Here is a 12,883-nt window from a genome sequence, read left to right as displayed (position 1 = left end):
GGGTAAGGGGCAGGGTGGGGAGTACCTCTCCCACCGGGGCGCCCCTGGACAGGTGGCGGGGGGACGGCTAAACCCTTGCGCCGGACCGTCCCCTTCCCCTCGCGCCAGAGTGTCCGCCCGTGACGCCCGACATCACCCTCCTCGACACCGTCGCCTTCCTGTGGTTCCTCGCCTGCTGGGCGGGCTTCACGCTGATCCAGGACCACATGCTGGGCGGGCGCATGGTCGTCAACCAGCATCTGAAGAAGGTGCGCCGCCATTGGATGGAGCGGATGCTGGAGCGCGACAACCGCATCATGGATTCGCAGCTCGTCGGCCACACGATGCAGAGCTGCACCTTCTTCGCCAGCACGAACATGCTGGTGCTGGCCGGTCTGGTCGGCGCCTTCGGCGCGGTGGAGAACGCCCACAAGCTGGTCGGCACGCTGTCCTTCACGGTGCAGACCACGCGCGAGTTCTTCGAGCTGAAGATGCTGCTGCTCGTGGCGATCTTCACCTTCGGCTTCTTCAAATTCACCTGGGCGCTGCGCCAGTACAATTACTGCTGCGCCCTGATCGGCTCCGCCCCGCTGCCTCCGGTGCCGGCGGAAGAGAAGACGGCCATGGCGGACAGCATCGCCGCGGCCATGACGCTGGCCGTCAAGGCGCTGAATGGCGGCATGCGCGCCTATTACTTTGCCATGGCGGCGCTGGCCTGGATGCTCGGCCCCTGGTTCTTCATGGTGTCCACCGCGGCGGTCATCGTCGTCCTGACCCGCCGGCAGGGCTTCTCCGCGACGGAGAAGGTCATCCGCGTACAGGCGGATGCGTTGGAGAAACGCAAACGGCCATGATGCACGGTTTTGGCGAGAAATAGGTTAAAATGTTCTAAATCTGCGACGTTATGGCCAATACGCTGCAGCGCAAATTAATGCTTTTGTCATAGCCGCCTGATGAACGCGTGCGCTGCAGCACGCCATGTTGAGGGGGTTGGCCATGGACATCGACACAGCGGTATCGGTCTTGAATTCGCTGGACGAGGCGGAACGGCTCCTGGCGGAAGTCCGGCTGCATCCGGGGGCCTGCGGTGCCGCCAAGGAGTTCATGGACCGCAACCGCGCGCTTCTCGATCAGGCGCGCCACTGCATCGACGCCGCGCACGAACTGGCGTAGCGTCGGGTACGCGTTTCGCGTCAGCCCTTCCTGAGAACCTTGCCGCCCGTGCCGGCCATCTTCGCCCAATCCTTCGCGAAATAGGCGAAGTCGCGGGACGGGCGGCTGTAGAGATAGCCCTGCGCCAGCGGCACACCCAGCTCCGTCAGAAGCTGCGCGTGCTCCGGCCCTTCGACCTGCTCCCCGATCAGCCCGAGACCGAGCTGGCCGCACACGTCGACGATGGAGCGCAGCATCGCCATGTCGCGCCCGTTCTGCACGGCGCCGCGGACGAAATGCCCGTCGATCTTGGCGAAATCGGCCTGGAGGCCGTAGAGCGACTGGAAGGAGGTCGATCCGGCCCCGACGTCGTCCAGGCAGATGCGGAAGCCGGCGGCGCGCAGCTTCTGCAGGACCTCGTTCAGCTTGGCGATGTCGGTGACGACGACGGTCTCCGTCACCTCGACCAGCAGCTTGCGGGCCAGCTCGCCGTAGGGCTCGGTCACCGCCAGGAACTGGCGCAGAAAGATCGGGCTCATCAGCGTCTTGGCGGACAGGTTGATCGCCACGTCCGGCAGGGTCGGTTCCTTGCGGTGGGCGTGCATGGTGTCCAGAACCGACTGCGTCAGCAGCAGATCGAAGTCGTAGATCAGCCCGACATCCTCGGCAAAGGTGATGAAGTCCGCCGGGGACGGCATCCCCTCCACCCGCGTCAGTGCTTCGAGATGGTGGACGGTCCGCGTCCCGATGTCGACGATGGGCTGGTAGACCACGAAGAAGTCGCGCTTCTCGATGGTCGCGCGCAGCCGGCCGATGCGGTCCACCGCGTCGGACAGCATGCGCTTGGCGCCGTCCTCCAGGCTGGAGATGGTGAACTCCCCACCCTGGGCCGACGCGAAGGCCTGCACCGTGTAGACCAGCGCGCGCGCCGCGTCGGCGGGGTCCAGCCGCTCGTCCGACACGTCCAGCGACCAGGTGCGGATGCCGCCGGGCAGCTCGCCGCCGACGCTCTGGATGATCTGGGTGATGTGGTCCTGCACCTCCTGCCCGTCGATGTCGGAGGCGTGGACGATGCCGTAGCGGTCGGTGGCCAGTTGCCCGGCGCTGTCGCCGTTGGCGGAGATCGCCCGCAGATAGGCCTCGATCCCCTGCATCACCTCGCTCGCCGCGCCTTCCGGCAGGGCGTCGACCATCGATTGGAGCCCGTCGATCAGCAGCAGGGTCAGGGCGTTGTCCAGCCCCTTCTCCCGCGCCTTGAGGATGCGGTCCTCCAGGATGTGGCTGAAGGCGTTGCCGTCGAGAAGCTGGCCGGCGGCGGCCAGCGCCTCGTTGGTGTTGCGCGGGCCGGAGGCGAGCAGGACGGTCAGGAACAGCGATCCGGGGCAGGAGTCGAGCCGGCAGCCGCCGAGCAGCGCCGGAAAGCGGTTGCCGTCGCAGCCCTGGAAGACGACGCGTGCCGGCTTGATGCGGCCCTTGTCCTGGATGCGCTTGAACAGGACCGTGACGTATTTGCGGTCGTTGGGCGCCACGACGTCGAGCAGGTTGCTGCCGACCAGGCCGCCGACGTCGCCTTCGGTCAGGCGGCAGCGCGCCCCCGCGCTGAACAGGATGGTGCCCTTCGCGTCGGTCTCGATCAGCAGATCCGCTGCGGCGAAGGCGAAGCCGACGAAGCGATCGCGCTCGCGGTGCGACGGGCGCCGGACCTGCGTGCTGGTCTGAGGCACCGGGCGTCTGATCGAGTCGTGCGCAAGCTGCATCGGCAATAGCCCGAAATTGAGAAAAAGTTTATCGAATTGCGTCATTCATTGAATGGAGACTAGCCGTGTTCCCGTTCTGAAAAAAGCGGCAAGATTTGCCCCGCCATTCCGAAGAAAAATTCGGAACCTAGAATTTTCAATGATTTAAAGAGAAATATGGTTTTGAGCCGCGCCGGATTATCGCACCCGCCGCGAGAAAAAAACGACTGCGGGCCGTTTCCGGACAGGAAACGGCCCGCAGCGACGATCGAAAGCGGAGAATCGGCCGGAAAGCTCAGGAGCGGGGATGGAGCCGCGTCACATGGCCCATCTTGCGCCCGGGACGGGATTCGGCCTTGCCGTAGAGGTGCAGGCGGGCGCCCGGCTCGGCCATCAGCTCCGGCCAGCGGTCCGCGTCGGCGCCGATCAGGTTCTCCATCTCGGCGTCGGCCACCCGCTCCACCGAGCCCAGCGGCAGGCCGCAGACGGCGCGGACGAGTTGCTCGAACTGGCAGGAATGGCAGGCGTCCATGGTCCAGTGGCCGGAATTGTGCGGGCGCGGGGCCATTTCGTTGACCAGCACGCCGCCGTCCGGAGTCACGAACATCTCCACCGCCAGCACGCCGACGAGGCCCAGCGCCTCGGCGATGCGGCGGGCGACCCGCTCGGCCTCCGCCGCCGTCTCAGCCGCAACGCGGGCCGGGGCGATGGTCCGGTCGAGGATGCCGTCCTTGTGCCGGTTCTCCACGGCGGGGTAGGCGGCCATGCGGCCGTCCAGCCCGCGGGCGACGATCACCGACACCTCACAGGTGAAGGAGACGAAGCCCTCGACGATGCCGGCGTCGGAACCGATGGCCGCCCAGGCCTCCGCCGGGTCGCTGCCCGGCTCGATCCGCGCCTGCCCCTTGCCGTCATAGCCGAGGCGGGTGGATTTCAGGATGCAGCGCGGCCCGATCTCCGCCACCGCCGCCGCCACCTCGTCGGCGCTGCGGGCGGCGCGCCAGGGGGCGGTGCCGATGCCCAGCGCGTTGACGAAGGACTTCTCCTCCACCCGGTCCTGGGCGACCGACAGCACCTTCCCGCCGGGGTGGACGGGGGTGAAGCGGTTCAGATGCTCGACCACGGCGACCGGGACGTTCTCCCACTCCAGGGTCACCACGTCGACGGAGCGGGCGAAGGCCTCCAGCGCCTCGAGGTCGTCCCAGCCGGCCGAGGTGACGGCCGCCGCGACCTGGGCGCCGGGGCTGCCCTGCGATCCCGGCGCGTAGACGTGCGTCTTGTAGCCCAGCCGGGCGGCGGCGAGCGCGGTCATGCGGCCGAGTTGCCCGTCGCCGAGCATGCCGATGGTCGAGCCGGGCGGAAGGATGCGGTGGGCCATGGTTCAGGCGGGCTCGTCGACGGGGGCTTCGGCGACGGCGGCGGTCTGGCGGGCGCGCCAGGCGTCCAGCGCCTCGGCGACGGCCGGGTCCATCAGGGCGATGACCGAGCCGGCGAGCAATGCGGCGTTGATCGCGCCGGCCTTGCCGATGGCCAGCGTGCCGACCGGAACGCCGCCGGGCATCTGGACGATCGACAGCAGGCTGTCCATGCCCTTCAGCGCGTGGCTTTCCACCGGGACGCCGAAGACGGGCAGGGGGGTCATGGAGGCGGCCATGCCCGGCAGGTGGGCGGCGCCGCCGGCCCCGGCGATCACCACCTTCAGGCCGCGCTCGCGGGCGGTGGTGGCGTACTCGACCAGACGCTGCGGGGTGCGGTGGGCGGAGACGATCCGGACCTCGTGCGGGACGCCGAGCGCGGTCAGCGTCTCGGCGGCGTGCTTCATGGTGGTCCAGTCCGACTGGCTGCCCATGATGATGCCGACCAGCGGCTTGCGGTCGGTGGTGGCGGCGATGGATGCGGACACGGCGCGCGCTTTCCTCTAGGTCCGGAAAGCGGCGCATTATAGAAAGCGCGCGCGCGGAGTCCAGCGCGACGCGATGCGCCGGGCCACGTTCCCCGCCGAAAACCCGTCTCAGGCGATGATGTCGGGCAGCATACGGCTTTCCAGGACCATGATCTGGTCCTTGAGCGCGAGTTTGCGCTTCTTCAGACGTTGCATCTGAAGCTGGTCGAACGGCGCACGTTCGTGCAGTCGGGCGATCACGTCGTCGAGGTCGCGATGCTCGCTGCGAAGCGTGGCCAGTTTTTCCTTCAGCATCTCTTGTTCGTTCATACGCGCGGGGCCCGCTGGCTGAGCGGCGGGGACTATACCAGATTTCCGGCGCAACGGCAGTGCGAAACCACGCATTCTTCGCAGGGTTATAATCCGGTCGCCGGAATGTAATATACTCGGAGGACCAGAACCATTGCGGTGGAGCAACGTTCTGGTATGACTACCTTTCGCAGCGGTTCCAGACGACACGGGACAGTCATCCATGACAGCAGGCAAGCGCATCGGCATTCTCACCAGCGGCGGCGACTGCGCCGGGCTGAACGCGGTCATCCGCGCGGTGGTCCACCGGGCCGTCCTGACCTACGGCTGGCAGGTCCTGGGCATCAAGGAAGGCACCCAGGGGTTGCTGCAGCGCCCGGTGCAGTACCAGGTGCTCGATCTGCCGCAGGTCGACGGCAACATGATGCGCATGGGCGGCACGATTCTCGGCACGACCAACCGCGGCGACCCCTTCGCCTACCCGATGGCCGACGGCACGCAGAAGGACCGGTCGGACGAGATCATCGGCGGCTACCGCGAGCTGGGGCTGGACGCGCTGATCGGCATCGGCGGCGACGGCAGCTTCGCCATCTTGAAGAAGCTGGCCGACAAGGGCGGCTTCCAGATGGTCGGCATCCCCAAGACCATCGACAACGACCTCGGCCTGACCGAGGTGTCGGTCGGCTATGACACCGCCGTCGGCGTGGCGGTCGAGGCGCTCGACCGGCTCCAGCCGACCGCGGCCAGCCACGCCCGCGTCATGGTGCTGGAGGTGATGGGCCGCGACGCCGGCCACATCGCCCTGGCCGCGGGAATCGCCGGCGGCGCCGACGTGGTGCTGATCCCTGAGATCGCCTATTCCATCGAGAAGATCGCCCAGAAGATCAAGCAGGTGCGCTCGACCGGCCGCAACTTCGCGCTGGTCGTGGTGTCGGAGGCGGTCAAGACCGTGGACGGCACCGGCGTGCAGAAGCTGTTCCAGGGCGGCCAGAAGCGCTACGGCGGCATCGGCGACTACATCGGCGAGAAGATCGCCGAGGCGACGGGGGCGGAGACCCGCGTCACCGTTCTGGGCCACGTCCAGCGCGGCAGCATGCCCAGCCCGCGCGACCGTCTGGTCGCCTCGGCCTTCGGCGTGCACGCCGTGGACCTGATCGCGGAGGGCAAGTTCGACCGCATGGTCGCCTGGTCGGACCGTGGCGTCATCGACGTGCCGATCACCGAGGCCATCGCCAAATACGCCTGCGTGGAGCTGGACGGCGCCATGGTCAAAACCGCCCGCGGCCTGGGCATCAGCCTGGGCGACTGAGCGGAAACTCCAGAGAGGCAGGCGCGGCGATGTCGGACAACCCGCTCTGGGACTTCGCGCTCGCCGTCTATGGACGGCCCGGCGTGCCCGCCGCCTGCCTCGACCTCCAGGACCGGCTCGGCCAGGACGTGAACCTTCTGCTGTTCGCTGCCTGGGCCGGCATGGCCTGCAACGCCGGCCTGCCGGCGGAGGAGCTGGCGCGGATCGACACCGCGGTCGCTCCCTGGCGGGACGAGGTGGTCCGCCCGCTGCGCGCCGTCCGCCGCCGGGCGAAGGGCGAGGACGACGCCCTCTACACGCGCCTGAAGGCGGCGGAACTGGAGGCGGAGCGTGTCCAGCAGGACCGGCTCCTCGCCCTGTCCGGGCTTACCCCCGCGCCGGGCGGCGGTATCGCGCTGGCCGCGGCCAACCTCTACCGGCTGGTGCCGGAAGGCGACCCGGCACTGATGGCCCTGCTGGCGGCGCTCGCCACGCCGCCCGAGCCCTGACGGAGCCGGTGCGATGCCGCATGTCACGCTCACCTCCGCGCGCCTGATCCTGCGTCCCTGGCGCGACGGGGACGGCGACGCCTTCCACGCGCTGTCGCAGAACCCTCTGGTGATGGAGCATCTGCTGCCGCTTGCCGACCGGGCGGCGAGCGATGCGGTGATCCAGCGCATCGGTGAGCATTTCGACCGGCACGGCTTCGGCTTCTGGGTGGTGGAGCGGCCCGGCCACAGCCCCTTCATCGGTTTCGTCGGCTTGGCCCGCGTGACGTGGGAGGCGCCCTTCGCCCCCGCCGTGGAGGTGGGATGGCGGCTCGACCCGGCTTATTGGGGGCAGGGACTGGCGACCGAGGCCGCCGGGCTGGCGCTGGCCCACGGGTTCGGCACGGTCGGGCTCGACGAAATCGTCGCCTTCACCGTGCCGGAGAACCGGCGGTCGCGGCGGGTCATGGAGCGGCTGGGGATGGAGCGCGACGCGGCGGACGACTTCGATCACCCGCGGGTTCCCGACGGGCATCGCCTGAAGCGGCACGTCCTCTACCGGATCGGGCGCGACCGCTGGCGGGACGGGATGAGAGATGGACTCAGCGGACGAGAATGAGGCTGTTCTGGTCGCCCGTCTCGTCGGAAACCTGGAAGGGCTTGCCGACATAGAAGGCTTGGCAGCGCTTGCCGCCGGACAGGCGGGTCAGCCCGGCTTCCCACTCCTGACCGCGTGGCCCGCGGATGCGGAGTTTCAACTGGTCGAGCAGCGGGTAGATCTGATAGCCCTCGAGGTCCAGCGGCTCGCCCTTCGCGGAGAAGGCCTCCTGGTTCAGGGTGAGCGTCTTGCCGTTGAGGTCCAGCTTCACGTCCTGCGCCCATGGGCATCCACCGCCGGCGGGCTTCTCGTTGGCCGCGGCGGGCGCCGCGGTCAGGATCGCCGGGACGAGAGCGCAGGTGAGGGCGAGGGCGCAGACGTTCAAGGTGCTTGTCATCGACGGAATGCTTTTCATAAGCGGGACCCGGTCCTCGCGCTGAATACCCTGGTATGCTCCAGGACATGGGGTGCAGCATAAGTTTTGCAAAAGTGAAATGCAACGCGGGGCTTCTCGTGGGTGGGTTGCGGGAACGGCGGGACTTGTGATCAATCCGTCAGTGGCGCTGACCATTCCTTCGGCTTCCGGTACCCCTTCCACCATCAGGCACGTCCCATGGCGACGATCATCGAGGCCCTTTTGGCCGCCATCGACCACCACCAGTCGGGCCGTCTGGCCGAGGCGGCGATCCTCTACGGGCGGATCCTGGAGGCCGACCCCGAACAACCTGACGCCGCGCAGTTCCTGGGCGTGCTCCACGCGCAGACGGGCCGACCGGCGGACGGGGCGCGTCTGCTGCGCCGGGCGCTGGCGCTGCGCCCCGACTCGGCGGGCGGGCAATCGAACCTCGCCGGCGCGCTTCAGACCATGGGCGACGCGGCGGGGGCGGAGGCCGTCTACGCCCGCGCGCTGCGGCTCGACCCGCTGCTCGCCGACGCCCACGCCAGCCGGGCCGGCGCGCTGCGCGACCTGAACCGGGTGCCGGAGGCCGCCCGTTCGGCGCAGCGGGCTCTGGCGCTGCTTCCGGCCTCGGTGGATGCCCTGGTGAACCTTGCCGAAACGGCGCTGGCCGGACGGCGGGGAGAGGAGGCGGAGCGGGCGGCCCGCCGCGCCGCCGCGCTGGCGCCGGCATCGCCGGCGGCCTGGATGATGCTCGGTTCCGCCTGCGCGGCGCTGAAGCGGTGGGACGAAGCGGAGGCCGCCTACCGCGCGGCGCTGGACCTTGCGCCCGGCTACGGCGCGGCGTGGGGAAACCTCGGATCGCTGCTTGCCGGGCTGGGCCGCTTCGACGAGGCGCTGGCGGCCTTCGCCGCGGCAGAGGAACACGGCTTTTCCGGAGCGTCCCTGTGGTCGGCGCGCGGCAACGCGTGGCTCGCCATGGCCCGGCCGATGGAGGCGCTCGCCGACTTCGACCGGGTGTTGCAGGCCCGCCCGGGCGATGCCGGGATGCGCTGGAACCGCGGCTTCGCCCGGCTGCTGGCTGGCGATTGCGAGGGCGGCTGGCCGGAGTTCGACTGGCGCCGCCACGACGCGCGGGCGGAACCGCCCTGGCGCCGCTTCGCCCAGCCCACCTGGACCGGCGGCGACATCGCCGGGCGCACCATCCTGCTCTACGCCGAGCAGGGGTTGGGCGATACCCTGCAGTTCGTCCGCTACGTTCCGCTGGTGGCGGCGCGCGGCGCGCGGGTGATTCTGGAGGTGCAGCGGCCCTTGATGAGCGTGTTGTCGGGCCTGCCGGGGGTGGAGCGGCTGATCGCCCGCGGCGATCCCCTGCCGGACTTCGATCTCGAATGCCCGCTGATGAGCCTGCCCCGCGCCTTCGGGACCAGGCTGGACGATGTGCCCGCCGCCGTGCCCTATCTGCGCCCCGATCCGCAACGCGTTGCCGCCTGGAGCGCGCGGCTGGCGCACGGGCAAGTGACGGGTGGGCCGGGGTTGCGGGTCGGGCTGGTCTGGGCGGGCAACCCGCGCTTTCCCGGCGACGCGCTGCGCTCGCCCCGGCTGGCCGGGCTGCGGCCGGTGCTGGACGTGCCGGGGATGCGCTTCTTCGGTCTTCAGAAGGGGCCGGGGCGGGAGGATCTGGAGCGGGTGGCCATGCCGGGGTCCTTCACCGACCTCGGGCCGGACATCGCCGATTTTTCCGACACCGCGGCGATCATGGCCAACCTCGACCTCGTGATCTCCTCCTGCACCGGGCCGGCGCATCTGGCCGGGGCGCTGGGGGTGCCGGTGTGGGTGGTGCTGCCGCTGTCCCCGGACTGGCGCTGGCTGTTGGAGCGGGAGGACAGCCCCTGGTACCCCACCGCCCGCCTGTTCCGCCAGACGCGCGTCGGCGATTGGAGGGAGGTGGCCGGGCGCGTCGCCGACGCGCTGCGCGCCGCGGCTCTTACGACTTGAGCGTGATCGTCGTCTGGGTCATCTCGTCGGCGGTGGACACCAGCTTGGAGGCGGCTGAGTAGGTGCGCTGCGCCTGGATCAGCGTGGTGAACTGCTCCTCGATCTTGACGTTGGAGCCCTCGACGCTGGCCGTGCTCAGCGAGGCGCCGACGGTCTTCGGCGCGCTGGTGCCGGTCTCGTTGCTCAAATTGCCGAAGGAGTTCAGGCGGATGGCGCCCGAATTGGCGGTGGTCCGGAACATGGTGCCGGACACGCTCTCCAGATCGGTCGGGTTGATCACCGTCGCGTCGGGGATGCGGTAGATGTAGCGCTGCCTTCCGCCCTGGAAGTTCGCGGCGACGAAGCCGTCCTCGGTCAGCTCCGCCCCCTGGTAGGTGCCGGCGCGGATGCCGTTGTTGCCCTGGACGATGCCCAGTTCCATGCCGGCGATGCTGGTGATGGAGTTGGTCATCTTCCCATAGGACCCGAGATCCAGCGTCGTCTGGGCGAAGTCGCCGCCGGGATTCAGGGTCAGGGTCACCGGGCTGCCGGTGGGGCCGCCGGTCAGCGTGCCGTTGCGGGCGAAGTTCAGCGTGCCGAGCGATTGCCAGGTGGTGGGGTCGTTCACGTTGCCGTTGCCCACCGGCTTGCCGTCGGCGCCGACGACCCCGGCGTTGAAGACCTGCCACGTCGAGGTGCCGTCCTCCGCCTGCCCGGTCTTCACGAAGCGCAAGGCCATCGCCCCGTCGGCGCCGTTCTTGTCCACCATGTTGAGAACGACGCCGGTGGTGTTCGCCGTGGTGATCTGGCCGGTCACCGGGGCCTGGTCGTACGGCAGGTTGAGATTCAGCGACGCCTGGGTCGACGCTTCGCGGTAGTCCTGCAACCCGCTCAACGAAACCGGGGTCATGCTGCTGAGGCTGCCGAAGGAACCGCTGCCGCTGGCGGGGTCGAGCTTGAAGCCCATCAACGCCTTGCCGGCGCCGTTCACCAGACGGCCTTCCTTGTCGGGGGAAAAATCGCCCGACCGCGTCAGGAAGATCGTATCGTCGCTTGTCTGGGTGGTGGTCGTGCCGGTCTGGGCGGCGAGATCCTGGACGACGAAGAAGCCGTTGCCGACGATGGCCGCGTTGGTGGTGACGCCGGTCTGGGTGACGGTGCCGCCGCTGTGGTCCAGCCGCTCGAAGGCGCGCACGCCGTTGCCGGGGTCCTTGTTGCCGGTGCGGTCGCTCAGCACGAAGTCGGAGAACTGGGTTTCCGACGCCTTGTAGCCGGACGTCGAGGCGTTCGCGATGTTGTTCGAAATGGTGCCCAGGGCACGGTTCTGAGCCGTCAGCCCGAGAACGCCATTGTTGAAGATCGTGGTGATGCCCATGGTCCGGCCGCCTCATTCCCATCGACGCGCGTCCGCCGGAACGCGCCGATCTGGGATTTGCAACCGTCGTGCCAAAAAACAGGGCGGGATTTCCTGGGGCCGCCGGGCGAAGGGATGGGCAGAAATTTCCCGGCGGAAGCGGCTCCTCACCGTCCGCTGGGCAGCTTTCGCCCACCCGGCGCCCTCAATCGGCCACCCTTAATCAGCCGGCCTCAATCGACCGGCCTCAATCGACCGGCCTCAATCGACCGGCCTCAATCGACCGGCTCGAACATCTTGGTCTGGGAATTGATGGCCCACAGGTCGCCGCTGTCCAGGTCGAACCACCAGCCGTGCAACTCCAGCGACCCGGCCTCGACCCGCTCGCGCACGAAGGGGAAGGTCATCAGGTTGTCGACCGAGGTGCGGACGGCGGCGCGCTCGATCACGTCGGGCTTCTGCTGGAGACGCTCGAACTCGGCCTTGCGCCGCTCCTCGTCGGTGTCCCCCTGGGCGGGCGGGATGTAGGGATCGAGCGCCGCGCTGGCGATGGACACCCAGGGCGACACGAAGTCGTTCTGGTCCGGCTCGCCCTTGCGCAGGCGGATCAGCCCCTGGATGCCGCCGCACAGGGCATGGCCCAGCACGATGACGTGTTTGACGTTCAGCACGCGCACCGCGTATTCGATGGCCGCCGAGGTGCCGTGGTAGCTGCCGTCCGGCTGGTAGGGCGGGACGAGGTTGGCGACGTTGCGGACGACGAACATCTCGCCCGGCTCCGCCTGGGTGAGCAGGGCCGGATCGACGCGGCTGTCGGAGCAGCCGATCACCAGGATCTGCGGCTTCTGCCCTTCCGTCACGAGCTGGCGCATGCCTTCGGGACGGCGCTCGTAGTAGCGGGCGCGGAATCCTTTCATCCCGGCGAGAAGCTGACGAATCGGAACGTCCTGGTCGCTGCTGTGTGGCATCGTTCTGATACCCCTCTTCGGTCGGGATTTAGCGGATGCGGTATAGCCCAGGCCGGATCATGTTTCCAGAACCTCGGCAGGCGCCGGCTCGCCCCAGCGACGGACGATGCCCGCGTCCAGGCCGAACAGGTCGAGCGCCCGCCCCACGGCGTGGTCCACCAGATCGTCGATGGTCTGCGGGCGGCTGTAGAAGGCGGGGACCGGCGGGGCGATCACCGCGCCCATCTCGGCCAGCTGGGTCATCGTGCGTAGGTGCCCCAGATGCAGCGGCGTCTCGCGCACCATCAGCACCAGCGGGCGGCGCTCCTTCAGCGTGACGTCGGCGGCGCGGGTCAGCAGGGTGGAGGTCACGCCCGTGGCGATCTCGCTCATCGTGCGGACGGAGCAGGGGGCGACGATCATGCCCATGGCGCGGAAGCTGCCGCTCGCGATGGCCGCGCCGATGTCGGCGGCTGCGTAGGACACGTCGGCGAGAGCGCGCAGCTCCGCCACCTTCATGTCCGTCTCATGGGCCAGGGTGACCTCGGCGGAGCGGCTGACGACGAGGTGCGATTCGACGCCGATGCGGCGCAGCACGGACAGCAGCCGGATGCCCAGGATCACGCCCGAGGCTCCGCTGATTCCGACGACGAGACGGGAGGGTGCGGTCATGCCGAAGAAGTAGCGCGCGGGCCGGGTGTCGTCCAGAGCGCGGTCTTCACGGATTCCGAAGGGCCGGTCGGATTCCGGGGAAACGGTCGCCGGGGGCGGAGGGC

The 12,883-nt window shown here is 69.0% G+C and carries 14 protein-coding genes; 6 read left to right on the top strand and 8 right to left on the bottom strand.

All coding sequences use genetic code 11. The features are described 5' to 3' along the window. Positions 1-119: 119 nt before the first annotated feature. Both DXK32_RS30475 and DXK32_RS32465 read left to right on the top strand, forming a co-directional pair. Positions 120-833, top strand: coding sequence for a DUF599 domain-containing protein (locus DXK32_RS30475; RefSeq protein ID WP_114861925.1), 714 nt, complete (start codon positions 120-122; stop codon positions 831-833). A gap of 142 nt (positions 834-975) precedes the next feature. Further along, entirely contained in the window at positions 976-1,152 is a 177-nt protein-coding gene (locus DXK32_RS32465; RefSeq protein WP_162801422.1) for a hypothetical protein, read from the top strand. A gap of 20 nt (positions 1,153-1,172) precedes the next feature. Here DXK32_RS32465 and DXK32_RS30470 read toward each other — a convergent pair whose 3' ends face one another. The 4 genes from DXK32_RS30470 to DXK32_RS30455 all read right to left on the bottom strand — a co-directional run bounded on the left by DXK32_RS30470 (position 1,173) and on the right by DXK32_RS30455 (position 5,064). Further along, the gene (locus DXK32_RS30470; protein WP_114861927.1) at positions 1,173-2,855 is read right to left on the bottom strand and encodes a sensor domain-containing phosphodiesterase; all 1,683 of its coding nucleotides are present in this window, start codon (positions 2,853-2,855) and stop codon (positions 1,173-1,175) included. A gap of 307 nt (positions 2,856-3,162) precedes the next feature. Beyond that, on the bottom strand, positions 3,163-4,245 hold the full coding sequence (locus DXK32_RS30465; protein WP_114861924.1) for a 5-(carboxyamino)imidazole ribonucleotide synthase: 1,083 nt from the start codon (positions 4,243-4,245) through the stop codon (positions 3,163-3,165). Positions 4,246-4,248: 3 nt separating this feature from the next. Beyond that, positions 4,249-4,716 carry a 5-(carboxyamino)imidazole ribonucleotide mutase gene (purE, locus tag DXK32_RS30460; protein ID WP_051140162.1) on the bottom strand — a complete coding sequence of 156 codons (468 nt, stop codon included), beginning with the start codon at positions 4,714-4,716 and terminating at the stop codon, positions 4,249-4,251. 162 nt (positions 4,717-4,878) lie between these two features. Continuing rightward, complete coding sequence (locus DXK32_RS30455; RefSeq protein ID WP_014239909.1) at positions 4,879-5,064, bottom strand: YdcH family protein; 186 nt, start codon at positions 5,062-5,064, stop codon at positions 4,879-4,881. A gap of 217 nt (positions 5,065-5,281) precedes the next feature. Here DXK32_RS30455 and DXK32_RS30450 point away from each other — a divergent pair, with 217 nt between their 5' ends. The 3 genes from DXK32_RS30450 to DXK32_RS30440 are packed head-to-tail and all read left to right on the top strand — an operon-like array spanning position 5,282 to position 7,453. After that, a complete protein-coding gene (locus DXK32_RS30450) occupies positions 5,282-6,367 on the top strand; it encodes an ATP-dependent 6-phosphofructokinase (protein WP_014239910.1) in 1,086 nt (361 codons plus the stop codon). A 29-nt stretch (positions 6,368-6,396) separates the two neighbouring features. Continuing rightward, on the top strand, positions 6,397-6,855 hold the full coding sequence (locus tag DXK32_RS30445) for a TIGR02444 family protein (RefSeq protein WP_114861923.1): 459 nt from the start codon (positions 6,397-6,399) through the stop codon (positions 6,853-6,855). A 13-nt stretch (positions 6,856-6,868) separates the two neighbouring features. Continuing rightward, complete coding sequence (locus DXK32_RS30440; RefSeq protein WP_114861922.1) at positions 6,869-7,453, top strand: GNAT family N-acetyltransferase; 585 nt, start codon at positions 6,869-6,871, stop codon at positions 7,451-7,453. Here the strand turns inward: DXK32_RS30440 and DXK32_RS30435 are convergent. After that, complete coding sequence (locus DXK32_RS30435) at positions 7,437-7,829, bottom strand: hypothetical protein (protein WP_114861926.1); 393 nt, start codon at positions 7,827-7,829, stop codon at positions 7,437-7,439. The two genes, DXK32_RS30440 and DXK32_RS30435, sit on opposite strands and share 17 nt — an antisense overlap. Positions 7,830-8,045: 216 nt before the next feature. Here DXK32_RS30435 and DXK32_RS30430 point away from each other — a divergent pair, with 216 nt between their 5' ends. Further along, a complete protein-coding gene (locus DXK32_RS30430) occupies positions 8,046-9,827 on the top strand; it encodes a tetratricopeptide repeat protein (RefSeq protein ID WP_114861921.1) in 1,782 nt (593 codons plus the stop codon). On the opposite strand, the gene DXK32_RS30425 is transcribed toward DXK32_RS30430, so the two are convergent. The 3 genes from DXK32_RS30425 to DXK32_RS30415 form a co-directional block, all read right to left on the bottom strand. Then, a complete protein-coding gene (locus tag DXK32_RS30425) occupies positions 9,817-11,181 on the bottom strand; it encodes a flagellar hook-basal body complex protein (RefSeq protein ID WP_114861920.1) in 1,365 nt (454 codons plus the stop codon). The two genes, DXK32_RS30430 and DXK32_RS30425, sit on opposite strands and share 11 nt — an antisense overlap. 254 nt (positions 11,182-11,435) lie before the next feature. Further along, positions 11,436-12,128: a carbonic anhydrase gene (locus tag DXK32_RS30420; RefSeq protein ID WP_114861919.1), complete on the bottom strand. Its 693-nt coding sequence runs from the start codon at positions 12,126-12,128 to the stop codon at positions 11,436-11,438. A 57-nt stretch (positions 12,129-12,185) separates the two neighbouring features. Then, positions 12,186-12,779 (bottom strand): UbiX family flavin prenyltransferase, encoded by a 594-nt coding sequence (locus tag DXK32_RS30415; RefSeq protein WP_041810970.1) that lies wholly within the window; start codon positions 12,777-12,779, stop codon positions 12,186-12,188. Positions 12,780-12,883: the final 104 nt, after the last annotated feature.

Source organism: Azospirillum brasilense (genome assembly GCF_003349955.1).
In the GTDB taxonomy this organism is placed as follows: Bacteria; Pseudomonadota; Alphaproteobacteria; order Azospirillales; family Azospirillaceae; genus Azospirillum; species Azospirillum brasilense_B.
The sequence above is the reverse complement of the archived record's forward strand: the minus strand, read 5'-3'. Positions and strand labels throughout refer to the sequence as shown.

Coding starts and splice junctions, on each gene's coding strand:
- DXK32_RS30455 (WP_014239909.1), bottom strand. CDS start 5,064: ATGCTGAAGGAAAAACTGGCCACGCTTCGCAGCGAGCATCGCGACCTC.
- DXK32_RS30430 (WP_114861921.1), top strand. CDS start 8,046: ATGGCGACGATCATCGAGGCCCTTTTGGCCGCCATCGACCACCACCAG.
- purE (WP_051140162.1), bottom strand. CDS start 4,716: ATGGGCAGCCAGTCGGACTGGACCACCATGAAGCACGCCGCCGAGACG.
- DXK32_RS30415 (WP_041810970.1), bottom strand. CDS start 12,779: ATGACCGCACCCTCCCGTCTCGTCGTCGGAATCAGCGGAGCCTCGGGC.
- DXK32_RS30445 (WP_114861923.1), top strand. CDS start 6,397: ATGTCGGACAACCCGCTCTGGGACTTCGCGCTCGCCGTCTATGGACGG.
- DXK32_RS30420 (WP_114861919.1), bottom strand. CDS start 12,128: ATGCCACACAGCAGCGACCAGGACGTTCCGATTCGTCAGCTTCTCGCC.
- DXK32_RS30465 (WP_114861924.1), bottom strand. CDS start 4,245: ATGGCCCACCGCATCCTTCCGCCCGGCTCGACCATCGGCATGCTCGGC.
- DXK32_RS32465 (WP_162801422.1), top strand. CDS start 976: ATGGACATCGACACAGCGGTATCGGTCTTGAATTCGCTGGACGAGGCG.
- DXK32_RS30435 (WP_114861926.1), bottom strand. CDS start 7,829: ATGACAAGCACCTTGAACGTCTGCGCCCTCGCCCTCACCTGCGCTCTC.
- DXK32_RS30440 (WP_114861922.1), top strand. CDS start 6,869: ATGCCGCATGTCACGCTCACCTCCGCGCGCCTGATCCTGCGTCCCTGG.
- DXK32_RS30425 (WP_114861920.1), bottom strand. CDS start 11,181: ATGGGCATCACCACGATCTTCAACAATGGCGTTCTCGGGCTGACGGCT.
- DXK32_RS30450 (WP_014239910.1), top strand. CDS start 5,282: ATGACAGCAGGCAAGCGCATCGGCATTCTCACCAGCGGCGGCGACTGC.